Origin of the sequence: Streptomyces sp. 4N509B, assembly GCF_052245655.1 — a bacterium.
Lineage (GTDB): Bacteria > Actinomycetota > Actinomycetes > Streptomycetales > Streptomycetaceae > Streptomyces.
This window is the reverse complement of record NZ_JBQQBZ010000011.1, coordinates 128,498-150,628: the sequence shown is the minus strand read 5'-3', so window position 1 is coordinate 150,628 and position 22,131 is coordinate 128,498. Positions and strand designations below refer to the sequence as shown.

Sequence of the window (22,131 nt, the reverse complement as noted above, 5' to 3'; positions counted from 1 at the left end):
GGGGCTCACCGACGGCCGTCGTCGGCCTCCGCGTAGAGCCGCATGCGGACGTCGCGCGCCCCGAGCATGTGGTGTTCAGCGATCCGGCGGGCGGCGTCGCCGTCGCGGGACTCGATGGCGGCGATCAGCTCGTCGTGCTCCCGCAGCGCCGTCTGCCACCGGTCCTCGACGCCGAGCATCGTCTGGGAGGCGAGGAAGAGGTGGGAGTTGAGCCGCTCGATCTCCAGCCGGTGCGGTGCCTCCCTCACCGGCGTGCGGGAGGTGCCGAACTGGGTCGCGAGCGCCTTCTCGCCGAGTGCGCTGCCGGGCAGCAGCCTGCCCGCGATGATCGCCTCGCGGATCTGCTCGTCGACGGTGGTCGCGATGTCCGGGCGAGACGGGCCCCGGCGGCTCCATGTCGAGGAGTTCGTAGATGGTGGGGCCGGTGTGGGCGACCTCGCGCGGGGCGTCGGCGGAGGAGGCGAGGTCCACCTCGCCGCGGCCGGGCGAGGTGTGGGCCCAGGTGTCGCGCCAGGTGTCGCTGACGTGGGCGACCTTCAGGCAGTGGGCGGCGGTGCGGACGCCGTCGGTGCGCCCCTCCCGGGCCCGGCGGCCGGAGGGATTTCGCGGAGATGTCGCGGGGGCATGAACGGAAAGGCGGCCACCGGTCGACAATAAGCAGTGCCTCGCCGCCGCGCCCTCCCCACAGGCCAGAGAGGTACCTCCATGTCGCCACCTCCCCCCGACCCGGCACCCCTGACGAAGCGGCCCGATCCCGCCCGCTGGAAAGCGCTGTGGTTCGTCTGTCTCGGACAGCTGATGGTCGTCTTCAACGGCACCATCGTGAACATCGCGCTGCCCTCCGCCCAACTCGACCTCGGAATTTCCGACGGCAACCGACAGTGGGTCATCACCGCCTACACGATCGCCTTCGGAGGGCTGCTGCTTCTCGGTGGCCGAATCGCCGATCTGTGGGGGCGCAAACGCGCGCTCCTGGCCGGCCTGGTCGGTTTCGGGACCGCCCCGATTCTCGGCGGCGCCGCGCAGAACGAGGCCATGCTCTATTCGGGCCGCGCCCTCCAGGGTCTGTTCGGCGCGCTGCTGCTGCCCGCCGGGCTGTCCCTGCTGGCCGTGACGTTCACCGAGCCGCGGGAGCGGGCGCGGGCGTTCGGCGTCTACGGGGCGGTCGCCGGCAGCGCCGGAGCCGTCGGCATGCTGACGGGCGGGGTGCTGACGGAGTACCTCGACTGGCGGTGGACCTTCTTCGTCAACGTCCTCCTCGCCGCCGTCGCCGTGCTGGGCGTGGCCCGCTTCGTCCGCGAGCCCGCCGCGGCGCGCGGCCGGTCGCCGCTCGACGTCCCGGGCGCGGCCCTGGCCACGGCCGGGGTGGTGGCGCTGGTGTACGGCTTCGCCCGCGCCGAGTCGGCGGGGTGGGGCGACGCCCTGACGCTGGCGAGCCTCGGCGCGTCCGTGCTGGCGCTGGCCGGCTTCGTCCTGCTGGAGTCGCGGGTGGCGGCGCCGCTGCTGCCGCTGCGCGTGGTGGCCGACCGCACCAGGGGCGGCGTCTACGGGGCGCTGGCCCTGGCGTTCGTCACGCTCTTCGGCAGCCTGCTCTTCCTCACCTACTACTTCCAGGTCGTCAGGGACTACTCGCCGATCGCGACCGGGCTCGCGTTCCTGCCGATGGCGGCGGGCACGATCGTCGGAGCCACCCGGATCGCGCCGCGCCTGATGACGCGTCTGCCGCCGCGTCTGGTGCTGGGCCCGGCGTACCTGGTCAGTGCCGGCGGCATGCTCGTGCTGACGCGGCTGGAGGTCGACTCCTCCTACGTCGGGCTCGTGCTGCCGGCGCAGGTCCTGCTCGGGCTCGGCCTCGGCCTCACCTTCATGCCCTCCATGAGCCTGGCGACCCACGGGGTGGGCCCGCGCGACGCCGGGGTGGCCTCCGCCATGGCCAACACCTCACAGCAGTTGGGCGCCGCGATCGGCACCGCCCTGCTCAACACGATCGCCACCAGCGCCACCGCCGCCCACCGCGCCGCGCACGCGGACGCGGCTGCCAGGAGCGGTCCGCCGGGAGCGCGCCGGCTGGAGCTGGAGAGCCTGGTCCACGGCTACACCACGGCGCTCGGGTGGTGCGTCGGGCTGTTGGCGGTGGCGTCGCTGCTGTCGTTCACCGTCATCAGCGCCGGCCGTCCCGGCGCCCAGGGCGCCGGGGGTGTCCCACCGGCGAGGACGGGGAGCGCGACGGGCCCGTCGGACGACACGACGGACGGCCGTCAGCCCGCGTCGACGGGCTGACGGCCGCGGGTCGGCCGCCGTTCGGCGAGCGGCGTCGCCGAACGGCGTGGGCGGCGCGGCACGCGCGGGCGCGGACGGCCCCCGCGTGCCGCACCCCCGACGGCGGCGGCAGGGGCTACACGTCGCCGTCGGTGTGGTCGCTGACCATCGTCGCGAACTGCGCCCGGTCGTTGCTTCGAGGGAAGGGCGCGTCGGGAACCGGGACGCCGAGGAAGGAGCACAGCGGCTCCCAGCCCTGCTTCACCTCGAAGACCAGCAGCCGGTCGCTCGCGACCTCCCGCACGACGGCCTCGTTGTGCTCCCTGTAGACCCGCAGCGCGTGCTCGCGGTCGGAGAACCTGCCGTCGAAGACACCGTCCCAGACGGTCTTCACGGCCACCTTCCGCAACGCCTCGAACTGGGGCGCGGCGCCCGGCGGGGCCGGGCTCATGGCCGCCGGGTAGATGCTGCCCAGGCAGCTCTCGTACCAGCTGTCGGGGTCACGGAGGGTCAGGATCACTCTGGCCTCCGGGAAGGCGGCCGTGATCTCCCGCCAGTACCGGGCACCCGGCCAGTCGACGCTGGCGCGGTACCCGGCGTACACCTCCTGCCAGTCCACCTCCTCGCCCGAGGCCACCCGGTCCCACAGGGGGATGTCCTCGGGGTGCTCCAGCATGTGGAGCATGTGGTGGCAGGGGGTGAAGCCCAGCATCTCCAGGGCGTTCTTCAGGGACATGGTGCCGGTGCGACCGGCGCCGACACCGAGGACGTCAAGCACGGTGTTTCCTTTCTCCGAGGGAAGGCGCGGGCCCAACGCCGCCCACGCCGCGTCACGCTCCCCGCAGCAGCAGGGCCCAGATCGTGGCGCCCGGACCGAAGGCCAGGGCGACCCCGTGCTGGCCGGTCTCCAGCGGCCGGGTGGCCTGGAGCCGTTCGAGCACGCCGAGCACCGCCGGGGCGGCGGTGTTGCCGAACTCGCGCATCGTGGAGCGGGAGACGGCCACGGAGGACTCCGGCAGGTCGAGCGCCTCCTCGACCCGGTCGAGGATCCGGCGCCCACCGGGGTGGACCGCCCACCACGCGACGTCGTCCCAGGCCAGGCCGTGCCGGTCCAGCAGCGCCTTGGCCGGCCACGCGACGGACGAGGCGACGACGTCCGGCATCGACGGCTTCAGCGTGATGTGCAGCCCCAGCTCGCCGAGGTGGACCTGGAGGTCGGCGGCGTGGGCCGGGTCGGTCAGCTGCTCGCAGTCGATGATGTCCGCCCCCGGCAGTCCGGGCTCGCCCGGGCGCAGCACGACGGCGGCGGCGCCGTCGCCGAAGAGGGTGAGGACGATCGCCGCCTCCTTGTCGTAGGGCGGCGGCTGGACGTGCGGGGAGAACAGGTCCACGGCCAGCAGGACCGCGGGCCGCTGGTTGACCGCCACCCAGTTCGCGCAGGTGGCCAGCGCGGGCACGGCTGCGTAGCACCCCATGGGTCCGAGCGAGAGGATCTGCGCGTTCGGGCTCAGGCCGAGCTCGGGCGCGAGCGCGTCGAGGCCGGGGGCGGAGTGCGTGGTGGTGGTGACGGTGGCCAGCAGCCCGACGTCCTTTGGGGCGAGGCCGGCCCTGGCGAGGGCGAGGGTGATGGTCTCGCGGCCCAGGCGCCTGGCCTCCACGAGGCCACGGTGCATCCGCTGCCGGGTCGACCAGTCCCTGGCGTCCTCCTGCTGGGGGTTCACCGCCATGCCCTTGGTGGTGATCTCGGAGTTCTCGATGACCTGGGCCACCGAGTCGCCGCCCTCGTCGTCTGCCGTCAGGGTGACGAACTCCTCCATCTTCACCAGGGGTGGCGCGCGGAAGGTGAGGTGCGCGATGCGCGCGTGTGGCATGGCGTTCATCGTGCTCACCGGTCCGCGTTCGCCGCGTCACCCAGTGAGGTGATCGGTGAGGTGCCCAGGACCCTGCCCCGGGAGTCCAGGGCCTGGACGCGCACGTGGCCGAGGTCCCGGCGGAGGGAGTCGGGCAGCGTCAGGACGGTGTCCCAGCCGCCCCAGGCCAGCCGCGCGACCGGCCTGAGTCCGGCGTCGGAACGGCCGCCGAGGACGCGCCAGGCGGCGACGCCGGTGGCGCCGTTCCAGACGGCGTGGAGCTCGCCGGTCGAGGAGTCCACGGCGACCTCGGGGGCGCCGGCGGGCTGTCCCTGCCACTCGTGGCGGTAGGCGCGGTAGGTGCTCATGCCCTGCGGCAGCGTGGCGTCGAGCAGCAGCTGGCCGCTGGGAGAGAACTCCGAGACGCGGGAGGACTGGCCCCAGCTGACCATGGTGTTGCCGTTGGGGAGCCGCTGGGCGCCGCCCTCGGCCACGGTCAGCATCCGCTGGGGGTGGGTGAACTGGTTCAGCACGGTGGCGGTGCCCTGCGCCTCGTCGACCTCCAGCCACAGGACGCGGGACTGGTCGGACTGGCGGGTGCCGCGGGTCTCCGTGCCCTGGAGGGTGCCGTGGGTGGCGTTGTCGAAGACGCGGTAGACGCCCCCGCCCTCGCCCTGTCCGTCGTGGTGCCAGGCGAAGGTCGCCCCGGTCCCCATCTGGAAGTCGCTGGCCTTGCCGCCCAGGCGCCACAGGATCTGTCCGGTCCTCCGGTCGACCTTGTAGACGGTGCTGGTGTGGCGGCCGGAGATGAGCAGGTTCCCGTCGGTGTCGAGGCCGACGCCGTTGACGTGGAGGTAGTCGAAGCCGCCGAAGGCGCCCTGGTAGTTCTGACCCGTCTCGTTGACCGGGACCTGCTGGATGCCGTGCCACTCCAGGACCGGCTGGCCGGAGGCGATGTCGATCTCGTAGACGACGCAGTCGTAGGTCTGGCCGTTCGTCGGGCCGCCGACGGAGCTGAGGTCGGCGGTGACCTGGCGGTAGACGATGACCAGCGCCGTGCCCTCCGGGGTCAGGCGGAACTCGTGCAGGTCGAGGTTGGACCCGCCGCCGGGCGCCCGCACGGTGGCGATGATCTGGTAGTTGGTGTCGGCGATGTAGCCGACGCCGTTGCCGATCCCGCCCGCGCCCGCCGTGCCCTCCCACCAGGTCAGGACCTGGCGGCCCTGGTAGGTCTGGACGCGGAAGTCCGCGGAGAAGGTGCCCAGGGCGATCGAGCGGAACCAGACGGTCCGGCCCTGTTCGTCGACGATCTGGGGGCCGCGCGGCGAGGTGGGGGCCGCGAAGCCCTGCGTCGTGAGGAAGATCAGCCCCGGCGCCGTGCCCGGCTGGCGGGTGACGACGGTGAAGCTCGGGGCCTGGAGCGGCGCGGGCGAGGCCTGCGCCGCTGTGGGTGTCCCGGGTTGGCCGGATGTGCCGGATGCCGTGGCGGCCGTGGTGGCCGTGGCGTCGGCGTGTGCGGTCTGGGTGGCGAGCGTGCCCGCGCCGACCACCGCGAGACCACCCAGGAGTGATCGCCGAGTTAACTGGGTCATGTGAGGTGCCTCCCGATTACGATGTATTTCTGCTGATTGCAGAGACATTACGGGTGCATTGCGTGCCTTTCTGCACACGCATCGCACATGATGCCTTCCCCACCGGGCGAACGGTGCGCCGCCATTTTCGCCGAGTTGATGGGGAAAGCAATCAGCAGTTTCGGCCTAAAGTCTTTCGGGATTTCCCCGGGAAGAACGCGGGCATGCCGAACGGCGGAGGCCGCTTCCCGGCGTCCGCTCGGCGTTGCCGCTATTCACCCCCACGGAGAAGCCGTGGCGGTGTCGTCATATCACCAGATGATCTCCTCCGAGGACGCGCCAAGGCGCCGTCACGTCACACACCCAACGAAAACATTCGCTACCGGAAGAGGTGTCAACACGGCCTTTTCGGCCGCCTCCGACCGCCCCCGCGACTGTTTCCCACCGTTGCCCGGCGATTTCCGGACGGTCATCTCCCGCGACGGCGGTCGCCTCACCGCCGCGTGTGCGCGGCGGTGAGGCGACCGGGTGCCGCCGTGGTCCTTCCGAGGGTTCGCGGGACCGGGTGGGCCAGCGGGCGGCCGTCGGTCAGTCGGGGGTCAGTCGGCGGCCAGGGTGCGGCTGTCCAGCGCCCTGCCCTCCTCGTCCAGCGCCGTGACGCGGAAGACGTCCGCGTCGTCGGGGACGACGACGCGGACGCCCGTCTCGAAGCCGGCCCTCGGCGTGGTGCCCACCTCGGTCAGGGCCTCGGCGCTGGCGCCGGCCTCGACGCGCCAGGCGTCGACCTCGGTGGCGCCGTTCCAGCTCATGTGCACCGTCCGGCCGCCGTCCTCGGCCGCCTCACCGACGACGGCCTCCGGCGGGGTGGCCGGGGTGCCCGTCCAGCCGGCGGCGCGGTCGGCACGGTAGGAGGCCCAGCCCTGCGCGAACTGGCCGCTGAAGACCTCCTGGCCGCCGGCGAACTCGACCATCCGGCCGGTGGTGCCGAAGGAGACGAGCTGGTTGCCGCCCGCGACCTGCCGGTTGTTGCCGATGTACGCGGTGTACGCCGCCGGGTTGGCCCGCAGGTCCTCGGTGACCGTGGCGGTCATGGACGACTCGTCGAGGGTGTAGGTGACGCCCCGGGACTCCGGCGGCGCGTGGGTGTTGCCGTTGTTGAAGATCGTCAGCGAGCCGTCGGGCAGGGGCCGCGCGTCGTGCTGGTAGCTCGGCACGGCGCCGGCGCCGCCGGAGAAGGTGAAGTCGCTCCGCTCACCACCCAGGCGCCAGACGATCTCGCCGGAGGAGATGTCGATCTTGTAGACGGTGCTGGTGTTGCGGAAGCTGGTGACGATGTCGCCGTCCGGGGCGTACGCCAGCGAGTTGGAGTGGAAGAGGTCACCGAAGCCGGTCATCGCCTCGGTCGTCTCGTCCGGCGAGATGTGGTCCAGCGCGCTCCACTCGAAGGTGACCTCGCCGGTCCCCACGATCTGCTCCTGGATCACGGGGTTCAGGACCGTGGCGTTGCTCGCGCCGCCCCAGGGGCTCAGGTCGAACGGGGTCGGCACCCAGCCCTGCACCAGGACGCGGGAGCCGTCGGGGCTGAACTCGATGTCGTGGGGGTCGGTCGGTTGGTTCCGCATCGCGACGGTCGCGATCTCGTTGTACGACTGGTCCAGGATCACGTGGGCGCCGCGTTGGTTGTCGAAGACCGCGAGGGCCGGCTGCCCCCGGTACTCGACGGCCTCCAGGTTGTAGAAGGAGCCGGACCGGGTCCAGACCAGCTGGCCGTTGTTGTCGTAGATGACCGCCGGCCCGGCGCCGGTGCCGAGGTTGCCCGGGGTGGTCAGCAGCAGCCCCGGGTCCTCCTGGCCCGTCGTCGAGGTGGTCAGGGTGGGAGCCTGCATGGGCTGGTCGAGGGTGACGTACTCGCCCGGCTCGGTGGCGCCGAGCGGCACGAGGGTGGGTGTGGTCCCGCCCTCGGCGGCGCTGGCCGTCAGGGCGAGGGGAACGATCAGTGTCACGCCAGCTAATGCCGTGACGCCACACCGGAGCAGGGGCTTGCCCCTCAAGAGATGCACGGGAATCTCCTAGGTGGGTTTGAGGCGTCCCAGCCCCCTCAGAACTCACCTTGCGCGTGGCTGCTCAATGTACCCGCAACACTGTTCAAGAGACAGCAAAGTACCCGTAACCCACGGACATCACCGCCGGGGCTTCACACGTCCGCTCCGCACCCGCACACGACGCGCGAAACAACGCTCGGTGAGTGACCCCTCACGCCCCCACCGACCCGTGCGCCCCGTTAGAGGCCGGGACCTCCGGGTACCCGGCGCGCATGACCGTCACCGACGCCACCGACCAGGACCTGACCGAGCTCGCGCAGCAGCTGCGGGTGGACGCCGTGCGCGCCACCTCCCTGGCGAGCTCGGGCCACGCCACCTCGTCCCTCTCCGCGGCCGACCTGATGGCCGTCCTGCTGGCACGCCACTTCCGGTACGACGTCAACTGGCCGGGCCACCCGGGCAACGACCGGCTGGTGTTCTCCAAGGGGCACGCCTCGCCCCTGCTGTACGCCCTGTGGAAGGCCGCCGGCGCCCTGACGGACGAGGAACTGCTCACCTACCGCCAGCTCGGCAGCCGGCTGGAGGGCCATCCGACCCCCCGGCTGCCCTGGGTCGACGTCGCCACCGGCTCCCTCGGACAGGGCCTGCCCGTGGGCGTCGGCCTCGCGCTCGCCGACCGGATGCTGCAACGGCCCGAGGACGGCACGCCCCCCCGGGTCTGGGTGCTGTGCGGCGACAGCGAGATGGCGGAGGGCTCGATGTGGGAGGCGTTCGAGCACGCCGGCTACGAGCGGCTCGCGAACCTGACCGCGATCATCGACGTCAACCGCCTCGGGCAGCGCGGGCCCACCCGCCACCAGTGGGACCTGGAGGCCTACGGGCGCCGCGCGCGGGCCTGCGGGTGGCACGCCATCGAGATCGACGGGCACGACGTGTCCGCCGTCGACGCCGCCTACGCCGAGGCCGTCGCCGTCACCGACCGCCCCACCGTCGTGATCGCGCGGACGCTGAAGGGCCGCGGGGTCTCCGCGGTGGAGGACCGCGAGGGCGCGCACGGCAAGCCCGTGCCCGACGAGCGGGAGGCCGTCGAGGAGCTCGGCGGCGTCCGCACGCTCCGCGTCGAGGTGCGGCCACCGGCCGCCACGACCGCGCCGCGCCGGCCCGAGTCGGCGCCCGTGGCGCTGCCGCGCTTCGAGGTCGGCGAGAAGGTCGCCACGCGGGACGCCTTCGGCCGGGCGATCACCGCGCTGGGGTCGGCCCGCCCGGAGATCGTGGTGCTCGACGGGGAGGTCAGCGACTCCACCCGCACGCAGGCCTTCGCCACCGAGCACCCCGAGCGCTTCCAGGAGTGCTACATCGCCGAGCAGCAGATGGTGGCCGCCGCCGTCGGCCTCCAGGTCAGGGGTCTGGTGCCGTTCGTGGCGACGTTCGCCGCCTTCCTCACCCGGGCCCACGACATGGTGCGCATGGCGGCGGTCAGCAGGGCGTCGATCGCGCTGGCCGGCTCGCACGCGGGCGTGGCGATCGGCGAGGACGGGCCCTCCCAGATGGGCCTGGAGGACCTCGCGCTCTTCCGCTCCGTCCACGACGCCACCGTGCTCTACCCCTGCGACGCCCACCAGGCCGCCCAGCTCACCGCCGCCATGGCCGAGGTGTCCGGGGTGCGGTACCTGCGCACCACGCGCGGCGCCTCCCCGGTGATCTACGGACCCGAGGAGCGCTTCCACATCGGCGGCAGCAGGCTGCTGCGGGCCAGTGACCGGGACCAGGTGACGCTGGTGGCCGCCGGGGTGACCGTGCACGAGGCGCTGGCGGCGGCGCGGGAGCTGGAACGCGACGGGATCGCGGCCCGGGTCGTCGACCTGTACTCGGTGAAGCCGGTGGACGTCCCGACGCTCAGGACCGCCGCGGAGGACACCGGCTGCCTCGTCACGGTCGAGGACCACCGCCCCGAGGGCGGGCTCGGCGACGCCGTGCTGGACGCGTTCACCGACGGGCGGCCGGTGCCGCGGCTGGTGCGCCTGGCCGTCCGCACGATGCCGGGGTCGGCCACCGCCGACGAGCAGCTGCGGGAGGCCGGGATCGACGCGCGGTCCATCGCCGACGCCGCCCGCCGCGCGCTGCTCCCCGCCTGAGCGACCGGTCCCTGAGCGTCCGGTCCCCGAGTCCCCGGTCGGGGCACGGCCCGCCGGCGCCGCCGGGAGGCGGGCGCCCGGCGGCGGAGCCGCGTCAGGCGCCCCGTTCGCCCTCCCCGCGCTCCCCCGGCCCGCGGTGCTCGAAGCGGGCCGCCGCGACGAAGTCGGGACGCGGGTCGAGCGCGGCGGCGAGCCGGAAGTGGGCGAGCGCCTCCTCGTCGCGGCTGCCGCGCTGAAGCGTGCGGGCGAGTGCGAAGTGCGCGTAGGCGTTGTCGGGTTCGCGCTCCACCACGAGGCGGAAGTCCTCCTCCGCCGACCGCAGCTGCGCGGCGAGGAAGTGCGCGCGGGCCCGCAGCAGCCGGGCCGCGGTGTTCTCCGGGTGGGCCGTCACGACCGGGTCGAGCAGCCGTACGGCACCCCGCGGGTCGCGGGCCCGAAGAAGCTGCTCGGCCGCGCGGTAGGCGATGACGTGGGTCTCCGGGGAGGCGTGGGTCACGGCACACTCCTTGGCTTCCGTACGCCCCGACCCAACGCCGGGGACCCTTGAGGTATTCCCCGCTTGTGCGGTGCGGTCGGCCCGGGGGACCCTGAACGGGATGCCCGCCGAGAACGCGACGTCCGCCGGCCCGCCCTCCGCCGCCGAGCCCGAGCCGCTGTCGCGGCGCCGCCGCCACGTCGTGCTCGCGGTGTGCTGCCTGAGCCTGCTCATCGTCAGCCTCGACGTGACCGCGCTCAACGTGGCGCTCCCCTCGTTGCAGCGGGACCTGGACGCGGGGGTGTCGGGCCTGCAGTGGACGCTCGACGCGTACACGTTGGTGCTGGCGTCGTTCCTGATGCTGGCCGGTTCGACGGCCGACCGGATCGGGCGGCGCCGGGTCTTCCGGACGGGCCTGGTGGTCTTCACCACCGGCTCCGTGCTGTGCGCGCTGGCCCCGTCGCTCGGCTGGCTCGTCGCCTTCAGGGCCTTCCAGGCGCTGGGCGGCTCGATGCTGAACCCGGTGGCGATGTCGATCATCACCAACACCTTCCGCGACCGCAGGGAGCTGGCCCGGGCGATCGGGATCTGGGGCGGCACCGTCGGCATCTCGATGGCGGCCGGCCCGATCCTCGGCGGGGCGCTCGTGCACGCGCTGGACTGGCGGGCCATCTTCTGGCTCAACCTGCCGATCGGACTGCTGGCGCTGGTCCTGACCGCCCGGTACGTGCCGGAGTCCCGCGCGCCGCGCCCGCGCCGCGTCGATCCCGTCGGTCAACTGCTGGTGATCGTGCTCCTCGGCTCGGTGACCTTCGGCATCATCGAGGGCGGCGGGGCGGGCTGGGCCTCGCCGCTGATCCTGGGGGCGTTCGCCGTGGCGCTGTGCGCGGTGGCGGCGATCGGCTGGTACGAGCCGCGCCGGGAGGAGCCCCTGCTGGAGCTCGGCCTCTTCCGCGGCGCGCCGTTCACCGGCGCCATCGCCATCGCCGTGGCCGCCTTCGCCGGCCTCGGCGGCTTCCTCTTCCTCAACACCCTCTACCTCCAGAACGAGCGGGGCCTCGACCCGCTCGCCGCCGGGGTCCACCTGCTGCCGATGGCCGCCACGACGCTGGTGTTCTCCCCTCTGTCGGGGCAGCTGACCGGGCTCCTCGGGCCCCGTCTGCCGGTGCTGTGGGCCGGGACGGCGCTGACCGCCAGCGGGGTGCTCTTCGTCGCGGGTGTCGCCGAGGACTCCCTGGCGGGGCTGTTCACGGCCTACGTGCTGTTCGGCATCGGGTTCGGCCTGGTCAACGCCCCCATCACCAACACGGCCGTGACCGGCATGCCGCGCGCCCGGGCCGGGGTCGCGGCCTCGCTGGCGTCCACCGGGCGGCAGGTCGGCTCGGCGCTGGGCATCGCCGTGGCCGGCGCGGTGCTGGCCGCCGGCTCGCGGTCCGCCGGCTGGTGGGTCCTGGTCTGCTGCGGCGCGCTGGTGCTGCTCGGCGCGGCGACCACGCCGCGCAGCCGGCGCCCGTCCCGGGCCCGGAGGCCTCGTGAGCGGGCGGAGCGGGGAAGCGGGCAGAAGAGAACCACGCCGCACGCATCGGGGAAACACGGGCGTCATCGGCCCTGACTATGCTCCGAGCACCCCACCCCCGCCACGCGCGCCCCGGCCCCGGTGACTTCCGTCGGCCGGCCCCGCCCGCGTGGCCGACGGTGGCGGGACACCCAGGAGAGTCACGGACGTGACGACCGTGGAAGGAGTGTCGCGATAGCTCTACGGATATGGCTCAGCAGCGCGGGAGCGGCCACGCCCCAGGTGATGCGGATGCTGCGGGAGAACCCCGACGCCGCGCCCGTCCGGATCTACGGCACCAACGTGGATGCCGCGGCGCCCGCGCTCACGGCCTGCGACGTGGCCGAGGTCGAACCCCACCGAGTACACAACGACGTCTACGCCGAGTTCGCGGTGGACTTCTGCCGCCGCCACCGGATCGACGTCCTGATCCCACCCCGCCGCCTGGACGCGCTCGCCGGGCACACGGACGCGTTCGCGGCGGTCGGCACCCGCCTGATGTGCTCCCCGCCCTCCGCGGTCGCCGTGCTGACCGACAAGAACCGCACCTACGAGGTGGCGCGCGCCATCGGCGTGCCGGTGCCCGAGTGGCGGGTCGTCTCGGACGCCGACGGGCTGCGGGAGGCCGTGGAGGAGCTTGCCCCCACCGCCGAGACGATCTGCATCAAGCCCGCGGGCGAGTACTCCGCCTTCGGGTTCCGCATCCTCGACGACGCGCCGCCGCGCCTGGCCGACCTGCTCGCCCCCGCCCGGCCGCTGGTCTCCGTGGCGGCGGTGGCGGAGGCGTTGAAGCGCGCCGCGGACGCGAACGAGCGGGTGCCGCGGTTCGTGGTGATGCCCTACCTCGACGGCCCCGAGGTGAGCGTGGACTGTCTCTCCACGCCGGGGGGCACCCTGCTGACCGGGGTGGCCCGCGCCAAACAGGGCCGCTATCGGCGGCTGTTCGCGGACCCCGAGGTGATCGGCATCGCCGAGCGGCTGGTGAGCCACTTCGGGCTGGCGTACCTGTCCAACGTGCAGCTGCGCCACCGGCACGGCAGGCCCGTGCTGTTGGAGGCCAACCCCCGTGCCTCGGCGGGCGTCTTCCAGACGGCCTTCGCGGGGGTGAACCTGCCGTGGGCCGCCGTGCGGCTGTCGCTGTGGGGCGACGCGGGGCCGCTCGGGCCGCTGCGCCTGGGGGGACGGGTCGCGGTCACCGAGACCGCCACCGAGGTCGGCGGGGAGGCGGGGCGGGGCGAGGCGGCCGGCCGCGTCACCGAGGGCGCGGGCGGTGACACCGGCGCCGTCGGCGACGCCGCGGCCGGGGTCCTGACGGGGACAGCCTCACGGCCGGCCCGGCCGGGCCGGCCGGCGGGACGACTGCCCGCGGCGCCCGTGTGACGCTGCCGCCGCCGACGCGCGGTGGCGGCGGGGGCGGCGCGGGAGGCCGAGGAGACGCCGCGGGGGGAAACCACCGCGGCGGACCCGCGTCAGGTCGCCCGGCCCGGCCCTCGTGAGCCGGCGGCTCCTCGGATCACGCGGGCGCGGGAGCCGGCGCCGTCGTCCCCCGGGCGACGAACCGCGCCGGCGGGGAGACGCGCCGGTCCACCGGCCGTCCGTCGACCAGCTCCAGCACCGACTCCGCGACGACGAGGCCGAAGTGGTGGACGTCCACGCTCATCACGCTCAGCGGGGGCGAGGCGAGCCGGCAGAGCGTGGAGTCGTCCCAGGCGAGGAGGGAGAGGCGTTCGGGGACGCGCACTCCCGCGCCGGTGGCCGCGGCGAGGCCGGCCACGGCCATCACGTCGTTGTCGTACAGGATCGCGGTGGGAGGCTCCTCGCGCGCCAGCAGCCGCGCCGTCAGCTCCGCCCCCGCCTCCGCCGTGTAGTCCCCCTCGACCAGCGACGGCCTGGCCCCGGCCTCGCGGCAGGCCGCGCGGAACGCCGCGCTCCTGGCGTGGGTGTGCAGCAGCCGCGCCGGGCCCGTGACCCTGGCGATACGGCGGTGGCCGAGGGCCAGCAGCTGGGCGACGGCCTCACGGACGGGGGTCGCGTGGTCGGTCCGCACCACCGCCATGGTCGGGACGTCGTGCGCCTCCTCGTCGTCCCCGGCGCCGACGAGCAGCGCGGGCAGGCCGAGGTCCCGCAGCACGGCCGGCCGCCGGTCCCCGACGGTGAGATCGACCACGACGACCGCGTCGACCAGGTGCCGCCGCGCCCACCGGCGGTGGGTGGTGATCTCCTCCTCCCGCGTCGGGACGACGTGCAGCAGGACGGACAGCCCGCGTTCGGCCAACCGCTCCTCGATGCCGGCGATGAACTCCATGAAGAACGGCTCCGCGCCCAGCTGACGCGCCGGCCGGGCGAGCACCAGGCCGACGGCGCCCAACGGCAGACCCTCGTCCCTGGAGTCCCTGGGCTCCCTGGCGCCCCTGGGCTCCCTGGCGTTCCCCGGGACGCTCACCTGTCCCCCGCGGCGAGCGAGTTGGCGCTGCGCAGCACCGGCGGGGCGGTGAGGCTCGTCGGGTCCAGCGAGGCGGAGGTCAGCACGGTGAAGGAGCGGCGCTCCCCGGCGAGCAACGGCACGAGCATGTCGTCGACGACGGCGTCGGGCGCCGCCCGGTCGGCCAGGAGGGCCACGTCCCTGGCGAAGGAGGCCGCGCGCACCTCGACCCGGTACCCGCCGGGCACGGCGACGGCGGAGGCGTCCAGCGGCGCCGGGTCGTAGGCGAGGTCGGGGTCCTCGGCGAAGAGGTGGACCACGCGGGCGGCGCCCGCGTCCGCCACGAGCAGTTCGCCGCCGGGGTCGGCGGGATCGACCAGGGGCGCGGGGAGTTCGAGGGCCGCGACGGCGCGGGTGGGCACGTCGAGGGAGAGCGTGGCGCTCGCGAGGGTCTCGCCGGTGAACGTGACGCGCCGGCAGCGCAGGCGGCCACGCCAGGGGACGCCGGTGTCGTTGACGGCGAGCAGCGTGGGCCGGCCCTCGCGGGGCTGGACGGTCAGCAGGCGGGGCGCGAAGGCGTGACGCAGGGCGTACCACAGCGGCTTGGGCCGCTCCTCGCTGTCGACGGCGGCCCAGGAGGTCACCGGCCAGCAGTCGTTGAGCTGCCAGACCAGGGCGCCGGCCGTCGTCGGCCAGTGGGAGCGGAAGTGCTCGACGCCGAAGGCGACGGCGCGGGCCTGGTTGAGCTGGGTGGCCCAGTGCCAGTCGGCGAAGGTGGCCGGCGGGGGCAGGTGGCCCGCCATGCCCCGGTCGAGCTTGTCCTGGCCGTCGACGGCCTTCTGGTGGAGCAGGAAGCCGGGCGAGGCGGTGGTCAGGGGGTCGTCGTGGATCCAGGTGGTGAGCGTCGTCCAGGTGGGCGGGCCCTGGAAGCCGAACTCCGAGCAGAAGCGCGGCACGTGGTCGCGGTAGGTGGTGTAGTCGCGGCGGTTCCAGACGTCCCACTCGTGGCGGGTGCCGTGGTGGGCGTCGTTGGGGTGGCCGTCGGGGGCGGTGGAGCGGGGGGTCTGGGGGCTGTTGTCGGTGTAGGGGCGGGTGGGGTCGAGTTCGGCGACGACGGCGGGGAGGAGCTCCGTGGCGTAGCGCCCGCCCCAGCTGCGGTCGCCGAGTTCCTCACGCCAGCCCCAGTCCTGGTGGCCCCAGAGGTTCTCGTTGCCGCCGTTCCACAGCGCGAGCGAGGGGTGGGAGGCGAGGCGGGAGACGTTCTCCCTCGCCTCGGCCTCGATCTCGCTCCACAGCGGCTCCTCCTCGGGGTAGGCGGCGCAGGCCAGGGCGAAGTCCTGCCAGACGAGGACGCCCCGCTCGTCGCAGACGTCGTAGAACGCGTCGGTCTCGTAGATCCCGCCGCCCCAGACGCGGAGCATGTTCATGTGGGCGCCCAGGGCCTGCGCCACGCGGCGCTCGACGCGCTCGCGGGTGACGCGGGTGAGGAAGTGGTCGTCGGGGATCCAGTTGGCGCCCTTGGCGAAGATCGGCGTGCCGTTGACGACGAGGGTGAACGGGGTCCCGACGTCGTCGGGGGTGGTGTCCACGGTGACGGTGCGGAACCCGACGCGGCGGGTGAGGCTGTCGAGGGGTTCGGCGTCGAGGGGCGCGGGGCGCGGTGCGAGGGGGGAGGCGGTGGCGCGGGTGGTGAGCTCGACGCGCAGCTCGTACAGCGGCTGGTCGCCGTGGCCGGCCGGCCACCACAGGCGCACGCCCGGGACGGCGAGGTCCACGAGGGCCGTGGTGGAGCCGGCCGGGAGGTGGGTGTGGGCCTGGTGGCCGGCCACGGTGACGGCGAGGGCGAGGTCGGTCTCCTCGCCGAGGCCGGCGCGTTCGACCTCCGCGTGCACCTCGACGCGTCCCGTGCCGTCGGGGTCGACGGTGACCAGGGGCCGCACGCGCGCGAGGCGGGCGGTGTGCCAGCGCTCCAGCCGCACGGGCCGGTGGATGCCGGCGGTCTGGAGGTCGGGTCCCCAGTCCCAGCCGAAGGAGCAGGCCATCTTGCGGACCATGTTGAACGGGTGCTGGTAGGCGTGGGGGCGCCGGCCGAGCTCGCGCTCGACGGCCTCGGCGTGGGCGAGGGCGGAGTGGAAGGTGACGGCGAGTTCCAGCGGCCCGCCGTCGCCGTCGGCGCCGAGGAGGGCGCGGACGTCGAAGCGGTGGGAGCGGTGCATGTTGGCGACCCGGCCGAGGAGGTGGCCGCCGAGTTCGACGGTGGCGACGGTGTCGAGGCCGTCGAAGGCGAGGTCGACCCGCTCGTCGGGAGCGGCGGGTTCGGCGGCCAGGGTCGTGGTGTAGCGCCACTCCGCGCGGTGGGCCCAGGCCAGGGCCTCCTCGTTCCGGTCGAGGTACGGGTCGGGGACGAGCCCCGCGGCGAGCAGGTCGAGGTGGGCGCTGCCGGGCACCCGCGCCGGCACGGTGCGGCCGGCGATCTCCCCGGGGACCGGTCCCGCGACCGCCGTCAACTGCCAGCCCTCGTGCACGGTACGACGGATCATCGTGGCGCCACTCCCAGCGTCTCGGGTGCTTCTTCATTCTCCACGCACCAGCGTGCGATTCTTATTCAGCTGAACAAAGTAAGTCAACAACGACATCCGGAGGGGCTCCGACACCATGGCACCCGACAGCTCCGACCATCTCCTCCACCTGCGCGCGGCCGGCGTCAGCCTCGTCCTGGACCTCTCCGGCCGCCGCCTGCCCCGCGTCGTGCACTGGGGCGCCGACCTCGGGCCGCTCGCCCCCGAGGAGTTGGCCGCCCTCCACCTCGCCCAACGGCCCCAGCCCATCGGTTTCTCCGTGGACGGCCCGGTGCCCGTCGCCGTGCTGCCCGAGCAGTCCGCCGGCTGGCTCGGCACGCCGGGCCTGGTGGGCAACCGCGGCGGCGCCGACTTCTCCACCGCCTTCGTCACCGAGGAGATCACCGGGGACGTCACCGAGGACGTCGCCCGCGAGGGCGGCCACCTCCGTGTCACCGCCCGCGACGACGTCGCCGGCCTGAGCCTGACGCTCACCGTCGAGCTGACCCCGGCCGGCCTGGTGCGCCAGCGCGCCACCCTCACCAACGAGGGCACCACGCCGTTCTCCCTCGACGCCCTCCACCTCACGCTGCCGGTGCCCACCCACGCCACGGAGCTGCTCGACTTCACGGGACACCACCTGCGGGAACGCACCCCGCAACGCGCGCCGTTCAGCCAGGGCCTGCGGGTGCGGGAGAACCGCACGGGCCGCACCGGCTACGACGCGGCCTATCTCCTGGTCGCCGGCACCGCCGGCTTCGGCAACCGCACGGGCGAGGTCTGGGGCGTCCACACCGCGTGGTCCGGCAACCACCGCACCGTCGCCGAACGCACCTTCCACGCGGTGGCGCTCCTGGGATCGGGGGAACTGCTGCTGTCCGGCGAGATCCTGCTCCGCCCCGGCGAGAGCTACGCCTCACCCTGGCAGTTCGCCTCCTACGCCGCGAACGGCCTCGACGAGCTGTCGGCCCGCTTCCACCGCGAGCTGCGCGCCAGGCCCGAGCACCCCTCGCGCCCCCGCCCCGTCGTCGTCAACACCTGGGAGGCCGTCTACTTCGACCACGACCTCGACCGCCTGCGCCGGCTCGCCGACGCCGCCGCCGCGGTGGGCGCCGAGCGCTTCGTCCTGGACGACGGCTGGTTCGGCTCGCGCCGCGACGACCGACGGGGGCTCGGGGACTGGTACGTCTCACCCGAGGTCTGGCCCGAGGGCCTCACCCCGCTGATCGACCACGTCACGGGCCTGGGCATGGAGTTCGGGCTGTGGGTCGAGCCGGAGATGGTCAACGAGGACTCCGAACTGGCCCGCGCCCACCCCGACTGGATCATGGCGACCGGCGACCGCCTGCCGGGAGCCGCCCGCCACCAGCAGGTGCTCGACCTCGCCCGCCCCGAGGCGTTCGCCCACATCCTCGCGCGGGTGGACGCGCTGCTGACCGCGTACCCGATCGCGTACCTGAAGTGGGACCACAACCGCGACCTGGTCGAGGCCGGCCACCAGCCCGGCGGCCACGCCGGCGTCCACGACCAGACCCTCGCCGTCTACCGGCTGATGGACGAACTGCGCCGCCGCCACCCGGGCCTGGAGATCGAGTCCTGCTCCTCCGGCGGCGGGCGGGTCGACCTGGAGATCCTCGGGCGCACCGACCGCGTCTGGGTCTCGGACTGCATCGACGCCCTGGAGCGGCAGCGGATCCAGCGCTGGACGAACGCGCTCATCCCGCTGGAGCTGATGGGCACCCACGTGGGGGCCGGCCTGGCGCACACCACCGACCGCCGCCACCCGGTGGACTTCCGCGCCGGCACCGCCCTCTTCGGCCACTTCGGCATCGAGTGGGACCTGACCCGCGCCACCCCCAAGGAGCTGGCCCGGCTCACGGAGTGGGTCGCGCTCTACAAGGAGCTGCGCCCACTGCTGCACGGCGGGGTCGCGGTCCACGGCGACCACCAGGACCCGGCGTTCGAGCTCCACGGCGTGGTGGCCGAGGACGCCTCCGACGCGCTGTTCGCCCTCGTCGCCACCGCCACCTCGGCCGCCTACCCACCGGGCCCGGTCCGGCTGCCCGGCCTCGCGGCGGACGCCGTCTACCACGTCAGGCCGCAGCCACCGGGCGAGGTGCCCGACGGCAACGCCCACCGCTGGGGCGTGGCGCTGCCGTGGTGGACCGACGAGGGCGTCCGGCTGCCGGGCCGCGTGCTGGAGACGGCCGGCCTCCAGACGCCGGTCCTCTTCCCCGAACGGCTGGTGCTGCTGCGCGCCACCCGCGTGTGAGGCGGCCGGCGCGGGGACGCACCGCGAGGCCACGTCGGGGCCGAACATCAGAGCGCGCCTAAACTATGCGTAGCCCAGCGTCACTTAGCGCTGCGTGACAGAGCGCTGGCAGGGAGGATGCAAGTGAGTGGTCCGGCGGGAGCCACCCCCCACGCCAGCAGCCAGGCGGCCGTGCTCGACGTCATCCGGGCCGCCGGGACGATCAGCCGCGTCGGACTCGTCAGGACGACGGGCTTCACGGGAGCCACGATCTCGACCGTGGTCCGACGGCTGATCGACGACGGCCTCGTGGTGGAGACCGGGCGCGCGGAGTCCACCGGCGGCAAGCGCCGCGTCCTGCTCCAGCTCAACCAGGACTCCCGCTACGCCGTCGGGGTCCACCTCGACGACGCCGGCTTCACCTACGTCCTGACCAACCTCGGCGGCTCCGTCGTCACCCGCATGACGCGTGCCGGCTTCGGCGCGCAGGAGCCCGCCGTCGTGGTGGCCCGGATGGCGCAGGAGGTCAAGGCCCTCGTCGACGGCGCCGACATCGACCGCACGCGCCTGCTCGGACTCGGCCTGGTGGCCCCGGGGCCGCTCAACCAGGCCACGGGCATGCAGGTGCTCCCACCCGCCATGCGGCGCTGGGAGGACTTCCCCCTGGAGGGGGAGCTGGCCGCGGCCACCGGCCTGCCGGTCGTGCTGGACAACGACGCCACCGCGGCGGCCCTCGGCGAGCACTGGTCCGGCGGCGTCGAGGCCGCGGCCACCCTGGCCGCCGTCTACATGGGCACGGGCATCGGCGCCGGCCTGCTGATCAACGGCATCCCGTACCGCGGCCCGAGCGGCAACGCGGGCGAGATAGGCCACATCTGCCTCGACGCGGCCGGACCCGAGTGCTGGTGTGGCGCCCGCGGCTGCACCGAGGTGCTGGCCGGACCGCGCACCGTCGTGGCCGCGGCCCGCCGGGACCCGGACCTGATGCGGGCGGTCGGCCTCTCCCCCACGCCGGAGCGCGCGCGGCGCGTCGCCGACTTCGCGGCCGTCACACGCGCCGCGCTGGGGGGCGAGCCGCGCGCGCGGGCGCTGTTGGAGCGTTCCGCCCGCTACCTCGCCGTGGCCACCCGGACCCTGGCGAACGTCATGGACCTGCAACAGGTCGTGCTCACCGGCCCGAGCCTCGCCATCGCCGGCTCGATCTACCTGCCGGTGGTCCGCGAGGAGCTGGACCGCTCCTTCTTCTCCCGCGCCACCCACACGGTCGCGGTGCGCCTGTCGCGTTCGGCGGCGACCGCGCCCGCGATCGGCGCGGCGGCCATGGTGTTGCAGTCCGAACTCGTCCCGCTGCGCGAGGGCCTGCGGCTGCCGGACAACCTCGCCGACGCGGAGCCCACCGCCCGCGATCCGGAGCCCGAGGCCCGCTGAGCGGCCGCCACGACGGGAGCCGGAAGCGCTCTGTGGCCGGGACACGTCACGCGGCGTCAGCCTCTCCCCTCCCCTGTCCTCTTACGGGTTAATTCGTCAGCACGTGTACATGACGGTCAGGACGGGCGGGGACAGATCGGTCGTCCGGGCGAACAGCCGCGCCGCGGCTGCTCGTCATGTTCCGAGTGATCCTGGAGTGCTGGAGTGGAACCCTCCGACACCGTGTGGAGCTGTCCCTTCGACTTCGCCGAGGGCCTGGAGTTCGACCCTCACCTACGGCGTCTGATGACCGAGGCGCCCGTCGCCCGGATCCGCATGTCCTTCGGCGAGGGCGAGGCGTGGCTGGTCACCCGGTACGAGGACGTGCGGTTCGTCACCACCGACCGCCGCTTCAGCCGCGCGGCCGTGATCGGGCAGGACTTCCCCCGGATGACCCCCGAGCCGATTGTGCAGTCGGAGTCGATCAACCTCATGGACCCGCCGCAGAGCAGCCGGCTGCGCAAGCTCGTCTCGCAGGCCTTCACCACCCCGCGCGTCGAGGCGATGCGGCCCAAGACGCAGCGGATCGTGGACGCGCTGCTGCACGAGATGGCCGACCACGGCTCGCCCGCCGACCTCGTCAAGCACGTGTCGATGCAGCTGCCGCTCACCACCATCTGCGAGGTCCTCGACATCCCGCACGACGACCGGTCCGAGCTGCGGCGCCGCCTGGCGTCGATGCAGTCGATCGGGGCGGGCAGCCGGGAGGCCGCGGTGCTCGCGAAGGCCGAGCTGCGGTCGTACTTCGGCGAGCTGACGCGGGCGCGCCGCGAGAACCCGGGCGACGACCTGATCAGCTCGCTGGCCACCGCCCGGGACGGGGACGACGTCCTCAGCCCCGACGAGCTGACCGTGATGGCGATCGTCCTGCTGATGACCGGTCACGACACGAGCACCTACCAGCTGAGCAACGTCACCTACCTGCTGCTGACCCGCCCCGCCGACCTGGCCAGGCTCCGGGAGAACCCCGACGCGCTGCCGCGCGCGCTGGAGGAGATGCTGCGGTACATCCCGTTCCGCAAGGGCGTGGGCATCCCGCGCATCGCCACGGAGGACGTCGAGGTCGGTGGCGTCATGATCCGCGCCGGCGAGACCGTGCACGTCTCGTACCTGGCGGCCAACCGCGACCCGTGCCGCTTCGAGCGGCCCGACGAGCTCGACCTCGACCGGCCGCCGTCGCCCCACATGACCTTCGGCTGGGGGTCGCACCACTGCATCGGCTCGCCGCTGGCGCTGATGGAGATCGAGCTCACCCTCCGCAGCCTCTTCTCGCGTTTCCCGGGGCTGCGCCTGGCCATCCCGCCCGAGGAGGTTCGCTGGAACACCGAGTCCATCTGGCGCTACCCGCTGGAGCTCCCGATCGCCTGGTGATCCGGAGGCGGACGGCACGGCGGGGCGTCACGGCCGGTTGGAGGCACCGGCACCGGCGACCCCCGCGGGGTCCGCCCGCCGTCGTCCGGCACCACGCGCACGTCACCGGGGACCACCCGACCGCCGCGCCTGAGCGCGGACACCGCGTCACCGCGGACACCACGACACCACACCA

Annotated in this window: 15 protein-coding genes; 7 read left to right on the top strand and 8 right to left on the bottom strand. The window is 73.9% G+C overall.

What is annotated here, in order from left to right; all coding sequences use genetic code 11:
* Positions 1-5 precede the first annotated feature (5 nt).
* Positions 6-365 (bottom strand): GntR family transcriptional regulator, encoded by a 360-nt coding sequence (locus ACTWP5_RS13685; protein ID WP_443221191.1) that lies wholly within the window; start codon positions 363-365, stop codon positions 6-8.
* 340 nt (positions 366-705) lie between these two features.
* Between ACTWP5_RS13685 and ACTWP5_RS13680 the strand changes: the two genes are divergently transcribed.
* On the top strand, positions 706-2,280 hold the full coding sequence (locus tag ACTWP5_RS13680) for an MFS transporter (protein ID WP_443221174.1): 1,575 nt from the start codon (positions 706-708) through the stop codon (positions 2,278-2,280).
* Between the two features lie 115 nt (positions 2,281-2,395).
* Here the strand turns inward: ACTWP5_RS13680 and ACTWP5_RS13675 are convergent, their stop codons facing one another.
* From ACTWP5_RS13675 to ACTWP5_RS13660, 4 genes are all read right to left on the bottom strand, one after another.
* Positions 2,396-3,037: a sulfotransferase family protein gene (locus tag ACTWP5_RS13675; protein ID WP_443221173.1), complete on the bottom strand. Its 642-nt coding sequence runs from the start codon at positions 3,035-3,037 to the stop codon at positions 2,396-2,398.
* A 52-nt stretch (positions 3,038-3,089) separates the two neighbouring features.
* The gene (locus tag ACTWP5_RS13670) at positions 3,090-4,130 is read right to left on the bottom strand and encodes a type III polyketide synthase (protein ID WP_443221172.1); all 1,041 of its coding nucleotides are present in this window, start codon (positions 4,128-4,130) and stop codon (positions 3,090-3,092) included.
* A gap of 14 nt (positions 4,131-4,144) precedes the next feature.
* Positions 4,145-5,701: an arylsulfotransferase family protein gene (locus tag ACTWP5_RS13665; protein WP_443221171.1), complete on the bottom strand. Its 1,557-nt coding sequence runs from the start codon at positions 5,699-5,701 to the stop codon at positions 4,145-4,147.
* A gap of 578 nt (positions 5,702-6,279) precedes the next feature.
* Positions 6,280-7,683: an arylsulfotransferase family protein gene (locus ACTWP5_RS13660; protein ID WP_443221170.1), complete on the bottom strand. Its 1,404-nt coding sequence runs from the start codon at positions 7,681-7,683 to the stop codon at positions 6,280-6,282.
* Between the two features lie 311 nt (positions 7,684-7,994).
* Between ACTWP5_RS13660 and ACTWP5_RS13655 the strand changes: the two genes are divergently transcribed.
* A complete protein-coding gene (locus tag ACTWP5_RS13655) occupies positions 7,995-9,857 on the top strand; it encodes a transketolase (RefSeq protein WP_443221169.1) in 1,863 nt (620 codons plus the stop codon).
* Positions 9,858-9,951: 94 nt separating this feature from the next.
* On the opposite strand, the gene ACTWP5_RS13650 is transcribed toward ACTWP5_RS13655, so the two are convergent.
* Entirely contained in the window at positions 9,952-10,353 is a 402-nt protein-coding gene (locus ACTWP5_RS13650; protein ID WP_443221168.1) for a tetratricopeptide repeat protein, read from the bottom strand.
* Positions 10,354-10,453: 100 nt separating this feature from the next.
* Here ACTWP5_RS13650 and ACTWP5_RS13645 point away from each other — a divergent pair, with 100 nt between their 5' ends.
* Together ACTWP5_RS13645 and ACTWP5_RS13640 are read left to right on the top strand one after the other, a co-directional pair.
* Positions 10,454-11,944, top strand: a complete 1,491-nt coding sequence (locus ACTWP5_RS13645; protein WP_443221167.1) for an MFS transporter — start codon at positions 10,454-10,456, stop codon at positions 11,942-11,944.
* 45 nt (positions 11,945-11,989) lie between these two features.
* On the top strand, positions 11,990-13,267 hold the full coding sequence (locus ACTWP5_RS13640; protein ID WP_443221166.1) for an ATP-grasp domain-containing protein: 1,278 nt from the start codon (positions 11,990-11,992) through the stop codon (positions 13,265-13,267).
* A gap of 133 nt (positions 13,268-13,400) precedes the next feature.
* On the opposite strand, the gene ACTWP5_RS13635 is transcribed toward ACTWP5_RS13640, so the two are convergent.
* Positions 13,401-14,330, bottom strand: a complete 930-nt coding sequence (locus ACTWP5_RS13635) for a LacI family DNA-binding transcriptional regulator (RefSeq protein WP_443221165.1) — start codon at positions 14,328-14,330, stop codon at positions 13,401-13,403.
* The gene (locus ACTWP5_RS13630; RefSeq protein WP_443221164.1) at positions 14,327-16,849 is read right to left on the bottom strand and encodes a glycoside hydrolase family 2 protein; all 2,523 of its coding nucleotides are present in this window, start codon (positions 16,847-16,849) and stop codon (positions 14,327-14,329) included. Before ACTWP5_RS13630 ends, ACTWP5_RS13635 begins: the two co-directional genes overlap by 4 nt.
* A gap of 115 nt (positions 16,850-16,964) precedes the next feature.
* Here ACTWP5_RS13630 and ACTWP5_RS13625 point away from each other — a divergent pair, with 115 nt between their 5' ends.
* The 3 genes from ACTWP5_RS13625 (at position 16,965) to ACTWP5_RS13615 (ending at position 21,956) form a co-directional block, all read left to right on the top strand.
* Complete coding sequence (locus ACTWP5_RS13625) at positions 16,965-19,139, top strand: alpha-galactosidase (RefSeq protein ID WP_443221163.1); 2,175 nt, start codon at positions 16,965-16,967, stop codon at positions 19,137-19,139.
* A gap of 123 nt (positions 19,140-19,262) precedes the next feature.
* Positions 19,263-20,546, top strand: coding sequence for an ROK family transcriptional regulator (locus tag ACTWP5_RS13620; RefSeq protein ID WP_443221162.1), 1,284 nt, complete (start codon positions 19,263-19,265; stop codon positions 20,544-20,546).
* A gap of 204 nt (positions 20,547-20,750) precedes the next feature.
* A complete protein-coding gene (locus tag ACTWP5_RS13615; RefSeq protein ID WP_443221161.1) occupies positions 20,751-21,956 on the top strand; it encodes a cytochrome P450 in 1,206 nt (401 codons plus the stop codon).
* Positions 21,957-22,131: the final 175 nt, after the last annotated feature.

Coding starts and splice junctions, on each gene's coding strand:
- ACTWP5_RS13645 (WP_443221167.1), top strand. CDS start 10,454: ATGCCCGCCGAGAACGCGACGTCCGCCGGCCCGCCCTCCGCCGCCGAG.
- ACTWP5_RS13630 (WP_443221164.1), bottom strand. CDS start 16,849: ATGATCCGTCGTACCGTGCACGAGGGCTGGCAGTTGACGGCGGTCGCG.
- ACTWP5_RS13680 (WP_443221174.1), top strand. CDS start 706: ATGTCGCCACCTCCCCCCGACCCGGCACCCCTGACGAAGCGGCCCGAT.
- ACTWP5_RS13670 (WP_443221172.1), bottom strand. CDS start 4,130: ATGCCACACGCGCGCATCGCGCACCTCACCTTCCGCGCGCCACCCCTG.
- ACTWP5_RS13665 (WP_443221171.1), bottom strand. CDS start 5,701: ATGACCCAGTTAACTCGGCGATCACTCCTGGGTGGTCTCGCGGTGGTC.
- ACTWP5_RS13655 (WP_443221169.1), top strand. CDS start 7,995: ATGACCGTCACCGACGCCACCGACCAGGACCTGACCGAGCTCGCGCAG.
- ACTWP5_RS13625 (WP_443221163.1), top strand. CDS start 16,965: ATGGCACCCGACAGCTCCGACCATCTCCTCCACCTGCGCGCGGCCGGC.